This window comes from Dokdonella immobilis (assembly GCF_900115085.1).
Classification (GTDB): domain Bacteria; phylum Pseudomonadota; class Gammaproteobacteria; order Xanthomonadales; family Rhodanobacteraceae; genus Dokdonella; species Dokdonella immobilis.
Genome location: NZ_FOVF01000008.1, coordinates 93,077 through 110,186 on the forward strand (window position 1 = coordinate 93,077; position 17,110 = coordinate 110,186).

A 17,110-nucleotide genomic window follows, 5' to 3' on the forward strand; every position below is an offset into this window, starting at 1 on the left:
TTTCCCGTCGCCAGTGCCCGGGCCGACGGTCTCCGGGGTGAACACGGACAACGGATGCAGGCTAGAATCAGCCATCGCTCGTACTTCCCGTTCGCCATGCCTCACGCGCGTATCAGCCATCAGGAACTTGCCGACATCCTGGCCCGCCTGCAGGTCGGGGTCAGTGCCAGCGATCTGCATGGCTCGCTGACCGGCTATCTGTGCGCGGGCGGTTCGACCACGGCCGAGTCCTGGCCGGAGGCCCTGGAACTCGATACCGGCCCGACCGGGATCCCGCAGGATGCCGCATTCCCGCTGCTGTTCCGCCATTGTCGCGAACAGCTCGACGATGTGGATCTCGGCTTTGAACCGCTGTTGCCGGGCGAAGACGTGGCCCTGGCCAGGCGTGCCGAAGCCCTGGTCGAATGGTGTCGCGGTTTCCTCGGCGGCGTCGGGCTGGCCGGCATCGGCGGCAAGCGCGAGGCGCTGTCGGCTGAGGCGCGCGAGATCGTCCAGGACTTCAGCACGATTGCCGCCTCGAACTTCGACTATTCCGACGACGACGAAGACGAGACCGCACTCAGCGAGGTCCTCGAATTCGTCCGCGTCGGCGTCCTGCTTCTCTACAGCGAACTCGACCCGACTCCGCTGCGCCGGGATCTCCGCACCGCGCCCAGCCGACGCCTGCACTGATGATAGACCGCAAGGAGTTCAGCCGTCGCCGACGCCAGCTGATGCGCATGGCCGGACGCGACGCCATCGTCATCGTGCCTGCGGCTCCGGAACACCTGCGCAACAACGATGCGCACTATCCGTATCGCCAGGACAGCGACTTCCATTACCTGACCGGCTTCGGCGAGCCCGAAGCCGTGCTTGCCCTGGTCCCGGGCCGGGCCCAGGGCGAGACCATCCTGTTCTGCCGCGAGCGCGATCGCACCCGCGAACAGTGGGACGGCTACCGTGCCGGACAGGAAGGCGCCGTCGCCGACTTCGGCATGGATGATGCGTTTCCGATCGAGGACATCGACGACATCCTGCCGGGATTGATCGAGGGGCGCTCGCGCGTCTATTACCATTTCGGCCGCGACAGCGACTTCGACCTGGTCCTGATCGGCTGGGTCAACAGCGTACGCTCGCAGATCCGCCAGGGCGCCCGTCCGCCGCACGAATTCGTCGCCCTTTCGCATTTGCTGCACGACTTGCGCCTGTACAAGTCGCGGGCCGAACTGCGCCTGATGCGCAAATCGGCGCAGATCGGTGCCGAGGCGCACGTGCGCGCGATGCGCGCGACCCGGCCCGGCATGAACGAACACGAGGTCGAGGCCGAACTGCTGCATACCTTCCGCCGCCACGGCGCGGTGCCGAGCTACGAACCGATCGTCGGCGGCGGCGCCAATGCCTGCGTGCTGCATTACCGGGCCAACAATGCGGTGCTCGCCGACGGAGACTTGCTGCTGATCGACGCCGGCGCCGAATACGCCTGCTACGCCTCCGACATCACCCGCACGTTTCCGGTCAATGGCCGCTTCTCACCCGAGCAGCGCGCGCTTTACGAAGTCGTCCTCGCTGCCCAGCATGCCGCGATCGACAAGGTCCGCGTCGGCAAGCCGTTCGATGTCTACCACGAAGCGGCGGTGGGCACGCTGACCGAGGGCCTGATCGAGCTCGGCCTGCTCAAGGGCAGCCTGGCGAAGAATCTCGCCGAGCACAGCTACCGCAAGTTCTACATGCACAAGACCGGCCACTGGCTCGGCCTCGACGTGCACGACGTCGGCGATTACCGTGTCGACGGCGAGTTCCGCGAACTCGAGGCTGGCATGGTGGTGACGGTCGAGCCGGGCCTTTACATCGGCCGCGACTTGAAGGGCGTACCGGCCCGCTGGCGCGGCATCGGCATCCGCATCGAGGACGATGTCGTGGTCACCAACGGCGATCCGGAGGTGATCTCGGCGGCGGCGCCCAAGGATCCGGATGACATCGAAGCGCTGATGGGATCCCGCTGACTCCGCAACGCGGACATCACGCCTGGCCATGATGGCCGGCGGCCGACGGCGCTGGCCGCCTGAAGACGATGGCCTTCACTGTTCGCCGGCGCAGATCCGGCGCTGACCGCTCAGCTGCTGCCGACGAGGCTGTCGCCGGAATGCTCGACCAGCACGTCGGGTCGTCGCGCTCCGGCGAAGCGGCGCGACCAGTAATGCTCGGACAGGCTGCTGACGCTGACCGTCTTGCCGCTGCTCGGGGCATGGATGAAGCGGCCCTCGCCCAGATAGATGCCGACATGGGACACACGCTTGCCGCGGGTCCGGAAGAAGACGAGGTCGCCGCTGCGCATGGCATCGCGCGCAACGGCGTGGCCGGTGAGGAACTGCGCCGACGAGGTATTCGGAAGCTCGGCGCCGATGCCCTGGCGGAACACGTAGCGGACAAAGCCGCTGCAGTCGAATCCGGTCGTCGGTGAGCGTCCGCCGCGCTTGTAGCGGATATTGCGCAGGCCATCGGCGAGCCGGGTCAGCAGTTGCACCGGCGAGAAGGACGCGGCGCCGGTCGCAGCCGCGGGTGCAAGCGATGGCTTCGGCAAGGCGGTGTCGGCTACCGGCGGAGCCAGCCATTCCGCCATTCCGCTGTCGATCTGCCAGACCGGTGGCGGCGCCAGTGCGACCGGCCCGGCCAGCACGCTGCCCGAGCCGAACAGGCAAAACAGGACGACAACGGATAGGGGAAACCGGCGGCAGGTTCGCATGCGCTCAGGCTCTCGATCGGAATGCTGAATCGGTCGTGCCCGGGCGGTCTCCCCGCGGGCCGCCGCGACCTTAGCAGACCGCGCTGCGGGCGGTGTTCAAGCCTCGTTAACCGCACCGCGCTGGCCGCCATGGTGGGCACCCGCACCGGCATGGGCGACAGTGCTGCTGGCGGGTGGCCAGTTTCCGCGTAGGGTCCCAGCGGCCCCTACCCCTTGGAGGTGGCGCTGCACGTGCAAAGCTTCCTCCACTCCTCCGCACGGTCGCTGGCAACCCGCGCGTGGACGGGCGCGCACTCCGGGAAACAATATCCATTCATGCTCGAATGGATCACGCGGGCTTAGGATGTCACTTCTTCTTAACCACTCGCGTCGTGTGAGCGGCTACGCTTATTGCCGAAGGGGACATGTGAAATGCGTGCGCTGCGCCAATCGGGGCCCGACCCTGGCGGCATTGCCGGCTTGCGATGATATTGCGCACATCAAACCAGGAGAGGGAACATGCTGAATACGACTCATCATGCGTTCTTGGCTCTTCTCGCGGGGCTTGCCGTGACTTCGTCCTGCATGGCCTGCAGCATCGCGCCCTTCAACGAAACCTGGAGTCCCTCAGGAACGGTCGCCTGGGTCCAGAATGGTGACGACTGCGTGCTTACTGCCGCGGTCGCGGCGGCCCAACCTGCTGCGGCGACGGTCCACTATCGCCGCGCCGACCGAACTGCGGCTTTCCGCATCAGCTTCGTGCTAACGCCTGCGCCTGCACTGACCTCGATCGACCCCACGCAGAGCGCAACCCTGAGCTCGGGAGCGGCGCTCGCCGTGCCGGATATCGGTCCGCCGCAGGTCTCCCTGTACGCGCTGAGGCTATCGGGAGACGCGTCGGGGACGCATCCGCAACTGACCGTGGACGCGGCCTGCGCGTCGCCACAAGGCCAGAATGGCCTGTGCAGCGGGACACTGCCATTCGCCCTGACCGACCTGCCCCTGCGCATCACCCTGGAGCTCGACGTGGGCGCGGGTGATGGGGATCAGGGTCAGTTGCGCGCCTGGCTCGGCGACGACACCTCGGGCTCACCCGCGCTGACGCTGGATCATCTCGACAATGCACGCTGGGGCGGTATCGACCGGATCAGCCTCGGTCTCAGCGATGTTTCGACTGCACTCGCCACGACGATCGGCTCGCAGCCGTTCACGTTCAGCGAAATCGCGGTCAACGAACCGCGACTGTTCTGGAGCGATTTCGAAAGCGATCGGGTCGGCAATATCGTCGTCACCGGCTCTCCGCTCAACAGCCCGACCAACATCTCCGGAACCACGTGCAATGGACAGTCGCAGTTTCCGACGATTGCCTCGGGAACGACCCGGCTGTCGGGCTTGTCCGTTGTCCACCCGCTGACCCTGGGCCCCTCGGCGACCTTCGCCGTTCAAGTGATCCCGAACTCGACTTCCATGGTGGCATTCGCCTGCCCGGCCGGCAGCGGTCCGTCAGGGCCTTGCGTGAGCGCGATCAATGCGATCGGACAGAATCTTCAGTTTCCTCAGCTTCCGGCCGGCGACTACCAGATCGTGATCGGCGACACGGATGGGGCGTGCGGGAATTACAGCCTGAATCCCATCGGTTCTCCGAACTGACGCTTCGGGTTGGCGCTCACGAACTGGAAGCGCCGGCTCAACGCGACTGCGCTTCCTCGTCCGCATTGCGCTTCGCCGCTGCGTCGGCATGCAGCTCGAACCACATCGCATTGAGGATGGCGAAGCTGCAGGCCAGGCCGACGCCGAGGATCCAGCTGAAATACCACATGGCGGATGGCTCCTGTGTTCAGTACAAAGAGTGCGACTCGCGGATGTGCTTGCGGCTGATGCGCCCGCGCAGCACGTGGTAGACCCAGGTCGTGTAGGCCACGATCAGCGGCATGAAGACGATCACCGCGATCGGCATGAAGCCAAACGACCATCGTGCTACGGCATAATGGCAATGCGCAGCTCGTCTCCAACCGTATTCGGTGTGATACTGGGTGTCTGGATTACAAGCCAGAAAAGCCTTTGTGATAGCAGAAGCTTTTTTAGGAATAGGGAGGATGAGAATGCAGCGGCGGATGATAGCTTTCCTGATTGTTGCTATCGGGTCTTTTCCATTGACGACCCTGGCCTGCATTTCGCCGCCATTCGTCGAGACGTGGACGAACAGCGGTTCGGTGAGCTGGACCGAAGGTCCATCGGCATGCAGTCTTGATTCAAGCGTGAGCGGGCCAAGCCCCAGCGCGGCAACGGTTCATTTTCGCCGAAGATCGCCGCACGAGCCGCTGCAATTGAGCTTTGTCGTCGACCCGCACCTGACTTCATTGGCTGGTACCCAATCCGCAACCTTGGCAACCGGAGTCGCCGAACGGGTGCCGGTGGCGGGTCCGAATACCGCAACGCTGTTCCAGGTTTCGCTGACGGGAAACACCGGCGGGAGCCCCCGAATCGTGCTTTCCGGTGCCTGCAACCAAGCGGCAGCAAGCGATGGCGTGTGCTACTCGATCGCATCGACATCGTTCGAAAATTTTCCGCTGCGAATCACTGTGGAAGTGCAGATAGGCTCCGGTAGTGCCGGTCAAATCCATGCGTGGCTCGGTAATGACACCTCCGGGCCCCCGACTCTGGCGCTGGACGATCTCGACAATGAGCGCTGGGCAGGTGTCGACCGCGTCGGCATCGGTCTGAGTGACGTGTCACCAGCGCTTTTCGCGGCGATCGGGACGCAAGCCTTTACGTTCAGCGACATCTCGGTCAGCGACCCCGAGTTGTTCTGGAGTGGATTCGAGAATGACTCGGTTGGTGGGATAGCAATCAATGCCGGGGATCTTTCGACCATTCCTTTTTCACTGACAGGAAGCACTTGCGGCGGAAGCGTGCAACTACCGGTCATCGCATCGGGGAGCACACGACTCGCGGGCCCAACTGCCATCCATTCGCTGGCAGCGCCCAGCGCAAACCAGCGATGGGTGCAACTCTCATCGTCGGTGCCCGGCATGGTCGTTTTCGCGTGCCCTGCGGGTAGTGGACCTTCGGGTCCGTGTGTCCAGGGGAGCGTCGACCAGGGAATCGTGGCGATGCAACCGGGCAACTACCAGATCGTCGTCGGCAGCCTCTATCCGAGTTGTGGCGTGTACCAGGTCAACGTGGGAGGAACGCTGGGCCAGGCTGAGCCCTAGCGAGGGTCAAATGCCGCAGCGCCTGCTGGCAAGGATTCTGCAGGCCGACGCGGTCGAGCGTACTCAGTGTCGACCCGAAATTTCGTCGGCTTTCGACAGGGCTGCGGCTGCGGCGTCGGCATGCAGCTCGAACCACATCGCATTGAGGATGGCGAAGCTGCAGGCCAGGCCGACGCCGAGGATCCAGCTAAAGTACCACATGGCGGATGGCTCCTGTGTTCAGTACAGCGAGTGCGACTCGCGGATGTGCTTGAGGCTGACGCGCCCGCGCAGCACGCGGTAGACCCAGGTCGTGTAGGCCAGGATCAGCGGCATGAAGACGGTCACGGCGATCAGCATGAGGCCAAGCGTGTGCTGGCTCGACGAGGCGTCCCAGACGGTCAGGCTGCTGCGCGGATCGAGGCTCGAGGGCAGCAGGAACGGAAACAGCGCGAAACCGGCCGAGAACAGCATGGCGAAGACCATCATCGCGCTGGCGAGGAAGGCGCTGCGATGGTGCTGGCGACGCGCCAGCAGCGGCACGCCGGCGGCGAGTGCGATGGCGATCGCGGCGAGTGCGCAGGCCCAGCCACCGAGGGCGCCATCGGCGAGCCAGTGGCCGCCGACCATGACCTGCTTGGCCAGTGGATTCGATGGCGCGGCAGCCGCGGCGACGCCGTCGATCGCATAAGCCTCGATGCCGAACGCGAGCCAGGCGCCCGCGCCAAGATAGAGCACGATCAACGCAGGCGAGAGCCAACCCAGCAGGCGCTCGGCGCGCGGCCCGATCGGTGCCTCGGACTTCAACGCGGCCCAGGCGCATCCATGCAGCAGGAGCATGATCAGGGAAACACCGCCGACCAGCAGCGGAAACGGCCCGAGCAGATCGATCAGGCCGCCCTCGTAGCTCATGCGCAGGGTGTCGTCGAAGCGGAACGGCACACCGAGGAACAGATTGCCGATGGCGACGCCGAAGATCAGCGCCGGCACCACGCCGGACACCGTGATGACCCAGTCCCAGGCATTGCGCCAGCGTGGATCGGCGACCTTGTTGCGGAAGCTGAATCCGCCCGGGCGCAGGATCAGGGCGAACAGCACCAGCAGCATCGCGAAGTAGAAGCCCGAGAAGGCCACCGCATAGAGCAGCGGCCAGGCCGCGAAGATCGCGCCAGCACCGAGGACGAGCCAGACCTGGTTGCCTTCCCAGGTCGGTTCGATCGTTTCGAGCAGGGCACGGCGTTCGGTGTCGTCGCGGGCCAGCACGCGGACCAGGGCGGCGATGCCGAGATCGAAGCCGTCCATGATCGCGAAACCGGCCAGCAACACGCCGAGCAGCAGCCACCAGATGATCCTGAGGGTTTCGTAATCGATCATGCTTCTGGCCCTTCGTGGATCAGCGGTGTGCCTGACATTTCAGGCTCGCTTCGTTTGACTTTGGCATTTGTGCGTTCGTCCTTGAACGCAAAGCCAGAGCAGCGGCCATCCGTGGCCGCACTTTTCATAGAGGCGCTTCCGCTCATCCGGGATTCTCCGCGGATTGGTTCGGCCACATGCCGAGGCCGTCGGGGCCCTTGCGCGCGTAGCGCACCATCAGGAAGGCATCGACCACGGCCAGGGTCGTGTAGAAGATGACGAAGCCGATCAGGCTGGTCCAGACCTGGCTCGCCGAGACCGACGAGACACCAAGCGCGGTCGGCAGGATGCCTTCGATCGCCCACGGCTGGCGCCCGTGCTCGGCGACGATCCAGCCGAGTTCGGCGGCGACCCAGGGCAGCGGCAGGCTCCATAGCGCCACGCGCAGATACCAGCGCTTGCGGTCGAGCTGACGCTTCGAGGCGAGCCAGAACGAGTAGGCGAACAGGGCAATGAAGTAGAAACCGCAGGCGACCATGATGCGGAACGACCAGAACAGGACCGGCACGTTCGGAATCGTGCTGTCGGCAGCGCGACTGACGTCCTCCGGGGTCGCCGTCAGCGGATCGATGTTCAGGCGCGAGAGCAGCAGGGCGTAGCCGAGGTCGTCCTTGTGCGCCTCGAATTGCGCCCGCGCTTCGGCATCGTCCCGGTTGGTGCGAAGTTTCTGCATTGCCGCATAGGCGATGCGTCCGTTTTCGATCTTGTCGGCGGTTTCCTCGACGAGCTGGCTGATGCCAGGCAGCACGCCATCGAGCGAACGCGTGCCGATCAGGCCCATGACCCAGGGAATGTGCACGGCGTAGTGGGTCTTGCGTTCGGCCACGTCGGGCAGGCCGAACAGGGTGAAGGCGGCCGGCGGCGGCTCGGTCTCCCACATCGCCTCGATCGCAGCGAGCTTCATCTTCTGATGCTCGGTGATCGTGTAGCCCGATTCGTCGCCGAGCACGACCACGCTGAGCGCAGCGGCCAGGCCGAAGCTCGCGGCCACGGTCATCGAGCGCTTGGCGAAGTCGATGTTGCGGCCCCTGAGCAGGTACCAGGCGCTGATCGAAAGCACGAACATCGCGCCGAGCACGTAGCCGGCGCTGACCGTGTGCACGAACTTCGACTGCGCGACCGGATTGAAGAAGACTTCGCTGAACGAGGTCACCTCCATTCGCATCGTATCGATGTTGAACTCGGCACCGACCGGATTCTGCATCCAGGCATTGGCGGCGAGGATCCACAGTGCCGACATGCTGGTGCCGAAGGCGAGCAGCCAGGTCACGACGAGATGGGCGACGCGGCTGAGCCTGTCCCAGCCGAAGAAGAACAGGCCGACGAAGGTCGCCTCGAGGAAGAAGGCCATCAGGCCCTCGATCGCCAGCGGCGTGCCGAAGACGTCGCCGACATAGTGCGAGTAGTAGGCCCAGTTGGTGCCGAACTGGAACTCGAGGGTGACACCGGTGGCCACGCCCATGGCGAAGTTGATGCCGAACAGGATGCCCCAGAACTGGGTCATGCGCTTCCAGATCTCGCGTCCGGTCATCACATAGACCGACTCCATTATTGCGAGCATGAAGACGAGACCAAGCGTCAGCGGCACGAACAGGAAGTGGTACAGCGCGGTCAGCGCGAACTGCAGGCGCGAGAGGTCGACGACGGCGTGATCGATCATGGCTTCGCCTCCTGGCCGGCCGGCACCGAGAAATGCTGCTCGATCGCGGCCGGTGCGGTGTCGGCCCGCGGCAGGGGCCGGATCACGAGCACCCAGAGGGCGCTCAGTAGTACCAGCTTGACGACGATGATCAGGGCGAACTCGAGGGCAAAGCGCCGACCTCCGCGGCTGCGGAACCAGGAGCTCGGCACATCGCTGCGCTTGGTCGACATCGTCATAACCTTGTCGCGCAGTCTAGTCCGATCGGATTTCCATTTCGTGCGGCTAGCTGTCACAGCGTGCGGGTTTGCCGCACTTGAAAAAGATCGGGCCCGCCAGCGAGACCCGGGAATCGCGCGCACAAAAAACCCCGCGCGAGGCGGGGTTTCTTGTGCATGTTGCCGTTTTCCGTTGGCATCCCGGCTGGATCGTTTCCGATCCTGGGCCGGTGCGGCGGTCGCTCCCTTGACCTGGATTTGGCAGCCCCGGATGGATTCGAACCACCGAATGCCTGAGTCAGAGTCAGGTGCCTTACCGCTTGGCGACGGGGCTGTGGACGGATTAGCGCTTCGAGTACTGGGTCGCGCGACGGGCCTTGTGCAGACCGATCTTCTTGCGCTCGACCTCGCGCGCATCGCGGGTCATGAAACCGGCCTTGCGCAGCGGCGACTTGAGGTTCTCGTCGTACTCGACCAGGGCGCGGGCGATGCCGAGGCGGATGGCGCCGGCCTGGCCGGTCGTGCCGCCGCCGGAAACGCTGACCAGCACGTCGAACTTCTCGGTCGCATCAACCAGCTGCAGCGGCTGGCGCACGATCATGCGCGCGGTTTCGCGGCCGAAGAATTCGTCGAGGGCCTTGCCGTTGACCGTGATCGCGCCGCTGCCCTTGCGCAGGTACACGCGCGCTGCGGAGGATTTGCGACGGCCGGTGCCGTAGTTCTGCTGGATCGCTGCCATGACTGTCGATGCCTAGTAAATTAAATATCCAGCACTTGCGGCTGCTGGGCGGTATGCGGGTGGTTCGGGCCGGCGTAGACCTTGAGCTTGCGATACATCGCACGGCCCAGCGGGTTCTTCGGCAGCATGCCCTTGACGGCGATCTCGATGACGCGCTCCGGATGGGTCGCGAGCATGTCCTTCAGCGAGGTCGTCTTCAGGTTGCCGATGTGGCCGGTGAAGCGGTGGTAGTTCTTGTCATTCAGCTTGTTGCCGGTGACCGCGACCTTTTCGGCGTTGACCACGACAAGGAAATCGCCGGTATCGACGTGGGTCGTGTAGATCGGCTTGTGCTTGCCCTTCAGGCGGCGTGCAAGTTCGGTCGACAGGCGCCCCAGCGTCTTGTTGGTGGCGTCGACAATGAACCAGTCGCGCTTGACGCTTTCTGGCTTGGCGCTGATCGTCTTCATATCAAAACCTTGATGCCCCTGATGGGCTGGATGCGGCGAAAGGCGCGGGAGAATATAGGAAGCGCCCGCGCCACGCAAGTCTGAGCGCCCCGGAAAAGGCCGAGCGCAGCGAGCCGCGAATGATAGCATCAACGCATGGCCGAAACGACCCCTGGGCAATCCGGCAGCGCCATCGAGGCCCTGGCCGACCAATGCGTGATGTGCGGGCTCTGTCTGCCGCACTGCCCGACCTATGCCCTGGACCGCCATGAGTCGGAGTCGCCGCGTGGCCGCATCGTGCTGGCCCGCCAGTTCGCCCGCGGGGCCCTGCAACCCACGGCCGAGGCCGTCGCCCACCTGGACCGCTGCCTGGGCTGCCTGTCCTGCCAGGCGGTTTGCCCTTCCGGGGTCCGCTACGAGGCCATCCTGGTGCAGAGCCGGGCCCTGCTGGCTCCGTTGCGACCGGCGCCCGGCCCGCTGCGGCGCTGGCTGACCCAACCTGCGCGGCTGCGCCGACTGGCCGCGCTCAGTGCGTTCGTGCGTGCCGAGCGCTGGCTGCCGCGGCTCGGGCGCTGGCTGCCGGCCGCTTCGCCCCTGCGCCGGCTGGCCCTGGAAGTGCCGGCGGCGCCCAAACCCTTGGCTTCATCGACCCGGAATCCCCCGAATGCCGCCCCGCGCGGTCCCTTGACCCTGTTTCCGGGCTGCATCGCCAGTGTCTTCGACCGCGATACGCTGGCCGCGGGCCGCGTCCTGCTCGAGGCGCTCGGCTACGAGGTTCGCCTGCCGCAGGGAACGGTCTGCTGCGGCGCGTTGGCCCTGCACGCCGGTGACAGCGCGGGTGCAGCAGCGAGTGCAGCCGGCACCCGGGCGGCGCTGGAGTCGCTCGGCGCCGACCGCGTACTGGTCAGCGCATCGGGCTGCCTGGGCAGCCTGCGCGATCATGCCCTGGCCGGCAGCCACCTCGAGGTCGAGGACATCCTGGCCTTCGTGGCCCGGGATCCGGGACTCGAAACCCTGCGGTTCCGGCCGCTGGCCGCGCGCGCGGCCCTGCACCTGCCCTGTACGCAGCTCAATGGTGGCTCGGGGGCAGCACCGATCCGGGCCCTGCTCGGCCGGATTCCGGGCCTCGAAGTGCTCGAGTTGCCGGCGCAGCCACGCTGCTGCGGCGCGGCCGGCAGCTATTTCCTCGAGCACGCCGACCAGGCCGACCGTCTACGTGCCGATAGGCTCGACCAGGTCGTGGCCCAGGCGCCCGACCTGCTGCTGACCAGCAACATCGGCTGCCGGATCTTTCTCGGCAACGGCCTGCGCCAGCGCGCCTCGGCGGTGCCGGTCCGCCATCCGCTTGCCATGCTCGCCATGCAACTGGAAACTGCCCGCCCATGAACCCGCGTCCGCTCTCCCGAATCGACCGCATCCTCGTCGAAATCGAACGCGCCCTCGGCACCGCGTTCGATGCCGAGCCGATCGCCCGCCGGCCTTCGCCGGCCGGTGAACTGGCCGACGCCGACCTCGACGAGGCCGCCCGCCGCCATGCCGGCGGCCTGATGCGCATCAACCATGTCGGCGAGGTCTGTGCGCAGGCGCTCTACTCGGGCCAAGCCGCGGTCGCCCGCGATTCCGCCGTGCGCGAACAGCTGCTCGAGGCGGCGGCCGAGGAAACCGACCATCTGGCCTGGTGCGGCGAACGCCTGCGCGAACTCGGCGACCGCCCGAGCCTGCTCAACCCGCTCTGGTATGGCGGCGCCTACGCGATCGGCGCCGTGGCCGGCCTGGTCAGCGACCGCCTCAGCCTCGGTTTCGTGGTCGAGACCGAACGCCAGGTCGAGGCCCATCTGCAGGGTCATCTCGGCAAGCTGCCGGCAAGCGACCAGCGCAGCCGTGCGATCGTCACGCAAATGAAGGAAGACGAAGCCCGCCATGCCGAACTGGCCCAGGCCGCCGGCGGCGTCGCGCTGCCGGCACCGGTCCGCGGCGCGATGCGCCTCGCCGCCAATGTGATGCGGGCGGTGGCTTATAGGATCTAGGGATTCGGGATTCGAGATTGGGGATTCGGTAAAGCCGGCTCATGGCTGGCTGGTCGTTCCTCGCTCCAGCCCGCGAATTCTGGAGTCGGAACCGCGGCGTCGCCCGCAAAGCGGCGACCTGCGTTTCCCAATCCCGAATCCCCAATCCCGGCCTTCAGGCCAGATTGCGCCCGTGGAAGAGTTCCTCGATCTCGCGGCGGAGCAGGGCGCCGATGCGCTGGCGTTCCTTGAACGAGAGGTCGTCGGAGTGGGCTTCGAACAGGTAGGTGTCGAGGTCGAAGTCCTTGATGTGCATTTTCGTGTGGAACATGTTTTCCTGGTACACGTTGACGTCGAACATCTCGTATTTCTGGCGGATGTGCTTGGCCAGGTATTCCTGCACCGAGTTGATGCGGTGGTCCATGTAGTGCTTGCGGCCCTTCACGTCGCGGGTGAAGCCGCGCACGCGGTAGTCGGCGATGACGATGTCCGACTCGAAGCTGTCGATCAGGAAGTTGAGCGCCTTCAGCGGCGAGATGACGCCGCAGGTGGCCACGTCGATATCCGCGCGGAAGGTCGCGATGCCGTTGTGCGGATGCGTTTCCGGATAGGTATGGACGGTGATGTGGCTCTTGTCGAGGTGGGCGACGACGGCGCCCGAGATCGTGTCGCGACCGAGCTTCTCGACCACCGGCTCCTCGGAGATCAGGATCGTCACGCTGGCGCCCTGCGGATCGTAGTCCTGGCGCGCGACGTTGAGGATGTTGGCGCCGATGATGTCGGCCACGTCGGTCAGGATCGTGGTCAGGCGCTCGGCGTTGTAGGCCTCGTCGATGTACTCGATGTAGCGCTGGCGCTGGTCTTCCGACACCGCGTAGCAGATGTCGTAGATATTGAAGCTGAGCGCCTTCGTGAGGTTGTTGAAACCCTGCAAACGCAGACGGGGGATGGGCTTTACCACTGCGACGACCTCCGACCCGGACCCCGGGGAAACGGCGCGCATTATGGGGCAATCAGGCAGGTGAATAAACCTTTGTCATGCCGGCCCGGCCGATTTCCGCGCATCCTGTGATCATCATCCTCAGGTCACATTCATATGCATGCCCGCGCCGGCCAAGCCAACCGGCAGGCGCTGGCAGTCCGGCTGGCTCCCGGCTGGGCCAGGTTCGCCGTTCGCCTGGCCTCGGCGCTGGCGGCGCTTGCATGCGCGCCACGCCGGGCTGCCATCGGCTGCTTGCCGACACCTGAGAGCCGATTTGCAATAAGATTGAGGCGAGGCTGCGAATCAGGGGCGCAGTCGATGGAAAATTCCAGCCGCATATGACCTGCGAATGCGGCGCCATGGGAGAACCTCGCGTGAAAATGGCTGATTTCCGATACACCCTGCAGCGCAATGTCTCAAAGGTGCAGGCCCCGCCATCGCTGACGCCGGACCGCGAGGCCATGGAGCGGTTTCTCGGCATGTGCCATCGCCGGCGCTACCCGAACAAGACCGCGATCATCCGACCGGGCGATTCGGCCAACATTCTCTATTACGTCATCGACGGCTCGCTGACGGTCTCCTCGGAAGACGAGGAAGGCCGCGAGCTGATCCTCACCTATCTCAACCGCGGCGAGTTCATCGGCGAGATGGGCATCTTCGTCGAGACCCCGCGCCGCGAGGTCATGGTGCGCACGCGCACGCCGTGCGAGCTGGCCGAGATCGGCTACGAGCGCATGTTCAACCTGTTCGAGGGCCCGCTGCGCGACGAATGCCCGAAGATCCTGTTCGCGATCGGCTCGCAGCTGACCAACCGCCTGCTGCACACCAGCCGCAAGGTCAGCCGCCTCGCCTTCATGGACGTCACCGGCCGCGTCGGCAAGACCCTGATCGACCTGACCAACGAGCCCGATGCGATGACCCATCCGCTCGGCACCCAGATCCGCATCTCGCGCCAGGAAATCAGCCGCATCGTCGGCTGTTCGCGCGAGATGGTCGGACGCGTGCTCAAGCAGCTTGAAGAGCAGCGCATGATCGATGTCTCGGGCAAGACCATCGTCGTGCTCGGGCGCCGCGCGGATCCGCCCTGAAGCCGACGACGGGGCGGCTCAGAACCAGTCGACCCGGCGCACCGTTCGCCCGAGCGCCGCTTCGACCCGCTTCACGGTCTGCGGCCCGGCATTCACCAGCACCGCTTCGCGCGCCGCCCTGAGCATCGGGATGTCGCGCGAGGAATCGCTGTAGGCGATGTCCCAGGTTTCAGCAAGCCCATGCGCTGCGATCTGCACCGGTTTGCGCGCGCCGATGTTGTGCACATCCTTGCGCATGCCGAGCCGGCCTTCGCGCAATCGCGATGCGATGATTTCAAGATCGTGCAGGCCGACGGCCTCGAAGATCGCGCGGGCCAGGGTTTCCTCGCAACCAGTCACGATGACGACCCGATCGCCGTCGACGACATGGCGGCGCATCGCGGCAATGCCATCGCGGATGAAGATGCGCGGCCGCTGCACGAGCTCGGCGGCGAACGCGCGCGCCATCTCGCGGTAGCGCGCGGCGCCCACGCCGAGCAGGCCGATGCGCACGAACACGCCGGCCACCGGCATGCGCAACGAGCGGATCCCGGTCAACGGCAGCAGCAGCGGCACCGCGACCAGGGCAATCGAAAGCCGCCACCACGAGCGGCGCAGGCGCGAACGCACGAAGCGCGTATAGGCATCGCCGCGCATCAGCACGCCATCGAAATCGAACAGGACCAGGCGCTGTCGGCCTTCCGCCGTGCCTGGCGGAACGGCGCTTTCCAAAGAGGCGTCCATCAGTCGGCCTGGAACAGCGCGCGCAAGGCCACGCCCGGATCCTCGGCGCGCATGAACGATTCGCCGACCAGGAACGCACCGATGCCGGCTTCGCGCAGGCGCGCGACGTCGGTACGGGTCGCAATGCCGCTCTCGCTGACCAGCAGACGATCGGCCGGCGTCTGCCGACGCAGGTCCAGCGAGGTCTCCAGCGCCACCTCGAAGCTGCGCAGGTTACGGTTGTTGACGCCGATCAGCGGCGCCGGCACGTCGAGGGCCCGCTCCAGCTCGTCGGCGTCATGCACCTCGACCAGCACGTCGAGATCGAGCTCCGCGGCGAGCAGGCAGAGCTCGAGCAGGCGCGCGTCGTCGAGCGCGGCGACGATCAGCAGGATGCAATCGGCGCCGATCGCGCGTGCCTCGTAGACCTGGTAGGCATCGATCGTGAAATCCTTGCGCAGCACCGGCAAGGCGCAGGCGGCACGCGCCTGCTGGAGGAAGGCCTCGCTACCCTGGAAGAAATCCGCATCGGTCAGCACCGAAAGGCAGGTTGCACCGCCCTTCTCGTAACTGCGCGCAATCGCGGCCGGATCGAAATCGGGGCGGATCACGCCCTTGCTCGGGCTCGCCTTCTTGACCTCGGCGATCACCGCCGGCTGGCCGGCTTCGAGCCGCGATTCGATCGCCGCCGCGAAGCCGCGCGTGTCGGCGAGGTCGGCGCAGCGCGCGACCAGCTCGCGCAGCGGCGTGCGCGCGCTGCGCTCGGCGATTTCCTCGACCTTGCGGGCAAGGATACGGTCCAGAATGTCACTCATCGGTGCCCCTGTTCACTCATCATCATCGAATCGTAGGAAGCGGCTTCAGCCGCGATGCTCTTCGTTTCATATCCAAAGCAAGGGCATCGCGGCTGAAGCCGCTTCCTACAAGGGTTTCTCGACGGCCAGCCGCTGCGTGGCGCGCACGAATTCGTCGAGCTTGGCCCGGGCCGCGCCGCTTTCAATGGCCGCACGGGCCAGACCGATGCCCTCGGCGATCGAACCCGCTGCATTCGCCGCGTACAGCGCCGCGCCGGCATTCAGGCTGACGATGTCACGGGCCACCCCGGGCCGGTTCTCCAGCGCCTCGAGTACGCGCTCGCGCGACTGCTCGGCATTGTCCACGCGCAATTGCTGGCCGGAGGCCATGGCCAGGCCGAATTCCTCGGGATGCACTTCGTATTCATGGACGACGCCGTCACGAAGTTCGCCGACCAGGGTCGCCGCACCGAGCGAGATCTCGTCCATGCCGTCCTTGCCCCAGACCACCAGCGCATGGCGCGCGCCGAGCTGCTTGAGCACGCGCACGAGGATGCCAACCAGGTCGGGATGGAAGACGCCGAGCAGGATGTTCGGCGCGCCGGCCGGATTGGTCAGCGGACCGAGGATGTTGAAGATCGTGCGCACGCCCATTTCGCGGCGCACCGCCGCGACTGCTTTCATCGCCGGATGATGGATCGGCGCGAACATGAAGCCGATGCCGACCTCCTCGATGCAGGCGGCCACCTGGGCCGGTTGCAATTCGATCGCGGCACCGAGCGCCTCGAGCACGTCGGCGCTGCCCGATTTCGACGACACGCTGCGGTTGCCGTGCTTGGCCACGCGCGCGCCGGCAGCGGCCACGACGAACATCGAGGCCGTGGAGATGTTGAAGCTGTTGCCGCCGTCGCCCCCGGTGCCGACGATATCGACGAAGTGCTCGCGCTCGGCGACGATCACGGGCGCGGCCAGCTCGCGCATGACCTCGGCCGCCGCGCTGATCTCGCCGATGCTTTCCTTCTTCACGCGCAGGCCGGTCAGGATCGCCGCCAGCATCGCGTCGGAGACTTCGCCGCGCATGACCTGGCGCATCAGCGCGACCATCTCGTCATGGAAGATCTCGCGATGCTCGATGGCGCGCTGCAGGGCCTGTTGGGGCGTTATCGACATGTCAGTTTCGTCTCAATCGCTTCCGTAGGAGCGCCT

The 17,110-nt window shown here is 65.8% G+C and carries 20 protein-coding genes and 1 tRNA gene; 7 read left to right on the forward strand and 14 right to left on the reverse strand.

Annotated elements, in window-relative coordinates; genetic code table 11:
* The first annotated feature begins 54 nt into the window (after positions 1-54).
* Both BM125_RS08195 and pepP read left to right on the forward strand, forming a co-directional pair.
* On the forward strand, positions 55-672 hold the full coding sequence (locus tag BM125_RS08195; RefSeq protein ID WP_245778845.1) for a UPF0149 family protein: 618 nt from the start codon (positions 55-57) through the stop codon (positions 670-672).
* Positions 672-1,982: a Xaa-Pro aminopeptidase gene (gene pepP / locus BM125_RS08200; protein ID WP_092406799.1), complete on the forward strand. Its 1,311-nt coding sequence runs from the start codon at positions 672-674 to the stop codon at positions 1,980-1,982. The genes BM125_RS08195 and pepP overlap by 1 nt, the downstream gene beginning before the upstream one ends.
* Before the next feature lie 110 nt (positions 1,983-2,092).
* On the opposite strand, the gene BM125_RS08205 is transcribed toward pepP, so the two are convergent.
* The gene (locus BM125_RS08205) at positions 2,093-2,722 is read right to left on the reverse strand and encodes a C40 family peptidase (protein ID WP_092406801.1); all 630 of its coding nucleotides are present in this window, start codon (positions 2,720-2,722) and stop codon (positions 2,093-2,095) included.
* Positions 2,723-3,220: 498 nt separating this feature from the next.
* On the opposite strand from BM125_RS08205, the gene BM125_RS08210 reads away from it, so the two are divergent.
* The gene (locus tag BM125_RS08210; RefSeq protein WP_139224908.1) at positions 3,221-4,351 is read left to right on the forward strand and encodes a hypothetical protein; all 1,131 of its coding nucleotides are present in this window, start codon (positions 3,221-3,223) and stop codon (positions 4,349-4,351) included.
* A gap of 37 nt (positions 4,352-4,388) precedes the next feature.
* Here the strand turns inward: BM125_RS08210 and cydX (BM125_RS08215) are convergent, their stop codons facing one another.
* A complete protein-coding gene (gene cydX / locus BM125_RS08215; RefSeq protein WP_092406805.1) occupies positions 4,389-4,520 on the reverse strand; it encodes a cytochrome bd-I oxidase subunit CydX in 132 nt (43 codons plus the stop codon).
* 277 nt (positions 4,521-4,797) lie between these two features.
* On the opposite strand from cydX (BM125_RS08215), the gene BM125_RS19760 reads away from it, so the two are divergent.
* Positions 4,798-5,916, forward strand: a complete 1,119-nt coding sequence (locus tag BM125_RS19760) for a hypothetical protein (protein WP_139224909.1) — start codon at positions 4,798-4,800, stop codon at positions 5,914-5,916.
* Positions 5,917-5,979: 63 nt separating this feature from the next.
* Here BM125_RS19760 and cydX (BM125_RS08225) read toward each other — a convergent pair whose 3' ends face one another.
* The 8 genes from cydX (BM125_RS08225) to rplM all read right to left on the reverse strand — a co-directional run bounded on the left by cydX (BM125_RS08225) (position 5,980) and on the right by rplM (position 10,353).
* Complete coding sequence (gene cydX, locus BM125_RS08225) at positions 5,980-6,117, reverse strand: cytochrome bd-I oxidase subunit CydX (RefSeq protein WP_092406809.1); 138 nt, start codon at positions 6,115-6,117, stop codon at positions 5,980-5,982.
* An 18-nt stretch (positions 6,118-6,135) separates the two neighbouring features.
* Positions 6,136-7,269, reverse strand: coding sequence for a cytochrome d ubiquinol oxidase subunit II (cydB, locus tag BM125_RS08230; RefSeq protein ID WP_092406811.1), 1,134 nt, complete (start codon positions 7,267-7,269; stop codon positions 6,136-6,138).
* Positions 7,266-7,415 carry a hypothetical protein gene (locus BM125_RS20190; protein WP_175497971.1) on the reverse strand — a complete coding sequence of 50 codons (150 nt, stop codon included), beginning with the start codon at positions 7,413-7,415 and terminating at the stop codon, positions 7,266-7,268. Before BM125_RS20190 ends, cydB begins: the two co-directional genes overlap by 4 nt.
* Positions 7,412-8,968, reverse strand: coding sequence for a cytochrome ubiquinol oxidase subunit I (locus BM125_RS08235; protein ID WP_092406813.1), 1,557 nt, complete (start codon positions 8,966-8,968; stop codon positions 7,412-7,414). Before BM125_RS08235 ends, BM125_RS20190 begins: the two co-directional genes overlap by 4 nt.
* Positions 8,965-9,180 (reverse strand): cytochrome oxidase putative small subunit CydP, encoded by a 216-nt coding sequence (cydP, locus tag BM125_RS08240; protein WP_139224910.1) that lies wholly within the window; start codon positions 9,178-9,180, stop codon positions 8,965-8,967. Before cydP ends, BM125_RS08235 begins: the two co-directional genes overlap by 4 nt.
* 244 nt (positions 9,181-9,424) lie before the next feature.
* Positions 9,425-9,499: transfer RNA gene (locus BM125_RS08245), tRNA-Gln, on the reverse strand.
* Positions 9,500-9,508: 9 nt separating this feature from the next.
* A complete protein-coding gene (rpsI, locus tag BM125_RS08250) occupies positions 9,509-9,904 on the reverse strand; it encodes a 30S ribosomal protein S9 (RefSeq protein ID WP_092406817.1) in 396 nt (131 codons plus the stop codon).
* A gap of 20 nt (positions 9,905-9,924) precedes the next feature.
* Positions 9,925-10,353, reverse strand: coding sequence for a 50S ribosomal protein L13 (gene rplM, locus BM125_RS08255; RefSeq protein ID WP_092406819.1), 429 nt, complete (start codon positions 10,351-10,353; stop codon positions 9,925-9,927).
* A 135-nt stretch (positions 10,354-10,488) separates the two neighbouring features.
* Between rplM and BM125_RS08260 the strand changes: the two genes are divergently transcribed.
* Positions 10,489-11,718 (forward strand): (Fe-S)-binding protein, encoded by a 1,230-nt coding sequence (locus BM125_RS08260; RefSeq protein ID WP_092406821.1) that lies wholly within the window; start codon positions 10,489-10,491, stop codon positions 11,716-11,718.
* Positions 11,715-12,359 (forward strand): 2-polyprenyl-3-methyl-6-methoxy-1,4-benzoquinone monooxygenase, encoded by a 645-nt coding sequence (coq7, locus tag BM125_RS08265; protein ID WP_092406823.1) that lies wholly within the window; start codon positions 11,715-11,717, stop codon positions 12,357-12,359. Before BM125_RS08260 ends, coq7 begins: the two co-directional genes overlap by 4 nt.
* A gap of 154 nt (positions 12,360-12,513) precedes the next feature.
* Here coq7 and speD read toward each other — a convergent pair whose 3' ends face one another.
* Positions 12,514-13,299, reverse strand: coding sequence for an adenosylmethionine decarboxylase (speD, locus tag BM125_RS08270; protein ID WP_092406894.1), 786 nt, complete (start codon positions 13,297-13,299; stop codon positions 12,514-12,516).
* A 401-nt stretch (positions 13,300-13,700) separates the two neighbouring features.
* Here speD and crp point away from each other — a divergent pair, with 401 nt between their 5' ends.
* Positions 13,701-14,408, forward strand: a complete 708-nt coding sequence (crp, locus tag BM125_RS08275; RefSeq protein WP_092406825.1) for a cAMP-activated global transcriptional regulator CRP — start codon at positions 13,701-13,703, stop codon at positions 14,406-14,408.
* Between the two features lie 18 nt (positions 14,409-14,426).
* On the opposite strand, the gene BM125_RS08280 is transcribed toward crp, so the two are convergent.
* The 3 genes from BM125_RS08280 to trpD form a co-directional block, all read right to left on the reverse strand.
* A complete protein-coding gene (locus BM125_RS08280; RefSeq protein WP_092406827.1) occupies positions 14,427-15,131 on the reverse strand; it encodes a haloacid dehalogenase-like hydrolase in 705 nt (234 codons plus the stop codon).
* Entirely contained in the window at positions 15,131-15,925 is a 795-nt protein-coding gene (trpC, locus tag BM125_RS08285; RefSeq protein ID WP_092406829.1) for an indole-3-glycerol phosphate synthase TrpC, read from the reverse strand. Before trpC ends, BM125_RS08280 begins: the two co-directional genes overlap by 1 nt.
* A gap of 105 nt (positions 15,926-16,030) precedes the next feature.
* Positions 16,031-17,074, reverse strand: coding sequence for an anthranilate phosphoribosyltransferase (gene trpD / locus BM125_RS08290; protein ID WP_092406831.1), 1,044 nt, complete (start codon positions 17,072-17,074; stop codon positions 16,031-16,033).
* Between the last annotated feature and the right edge of the window lie 36 nt (positions 17,075-17,110).

Coding starts and splice junctions, on each gene's coding strand:
- BM125_RS08195 (WP_245778845.1), top strand. CDS start 55: ATGCAGGCTAGAATCAGCCATCGCTCGTACTTCCCGTTCGCCATGCCT.
- pepP (WP_092406799.1), top strand. CDS start 672: ATGATAGACCGCAAGGAGTTCAGCCGTCGCCGACGCCAGCTGATGCGC.
- BM125_RS08205 (WP_092406801.1), bottom strand. CDS start 2,722: ATGCGAACCTGCCGCCGGTTTCCCCTATCCGTTGTCGTCCTGTTTTGC.
- BM125_RS08210 (WP_139224908.1), top strand. CDS start 3,221: ATGCTGAATACGACTCATCATGCGTTCTTGGCTCTTCTCGCGGGGCTT.
- cydX (WP_092406805.1), bottom strand. CDS start 4,520: ATGTGGTATTTCAGCTGGATCCTCGGCGTCGGCCTGGCCTGCAGCTTC.
- BM125_RS19760 (WP_139224909.1), top strand. CDS start 4,798: ATGAGAATGCAGCGGCGGATGATAGCTTTCCTGATTGTTGCTATCGGG.
- cydX (WP_092406809.1), bottom strand. CDS start 6,117: ATGTGGTACTTTAGCTGGATCCTCGGCGTCGGCCTGGCCTGCAGCTTC.
- cydB (WP_092406811.1), bottom strand. CDS start 7,269: ATGATCGATTACGAAACCCTCAGGATCATCTGGTGGCTGCTGCTCGGC.
- BM125_RS20190 (WP_175497971.1), bottom strand. CDS start 7,415: ATGAGCGGAAGCGCCTCTATGAAAAGTGCGGCCACGGATGGCCGCTGC.
- BM125_RS08235 (WP_092406813.1), bottom strand. CDS start 8,968: ATGATCGATCACGCCGTCGTCGACCTCTCGCGCCTGCAGTTCGCGCTG.
- cydP (WP_139224910.1), bottom strand. CDS start 9,180: ATGTCGACCAAGCGCAGCGATGTGCCGAGCTCCTGGTTCCGCAGCCGC.
- rpsI (WP_092406817.1), bottom strand. CDS start 9,904: ATGGCAGCGATCCAGCAGAACTACGGCACCGGCCGTCGCAAATCCTCC.
- rplM (WP_092406819.1), bottom strand. CDS start 10,353: ATGAAGACGATCAGCGCCAAGCCAGAAAGCGTCAAGCGCGACTGGTTC.
- BM125_RS08260 (WP_092406821.1), top strand. CDS start 10,489: ATGGCCGAAACGACCCCTGGGCAATCCGGCAGCGCCATCGAGGCCCTG.
- coq7 (WP_092406823.1), top strand. CDS start 11,715: ATGAACCCGCGTCCGCTCTCCCGAATCGACCGCATCCTCGTCGAAATC.
- crp (WP_092406825.1), top strand. CDS start 13,701: ATGGCTGATTTCCGATACACCCTGCAGCGCAATGTCTCAAAGGTGCAG.
- BM125_RS08280 (WP_092406827.1), bottom strand. CDS start 15,131: ATGGACGCCTCTTTGGAAAGCGCCGTTCCGCCAGGCACGGCGGAAGGC.
- trpC (WP_092406829.1), bottom strand. CDS start 15,925: ATGAGTGACATTCTGGACCGTATCCTTGCCCGCAAGGTCGAGGAAATC.
- trpD (WP_092406831.1), bottom strand. CDS start 17,074: ATGTCGATAACGCCCCAACAGGCCCTGCAGCGCGCCATCGAGCATCGC.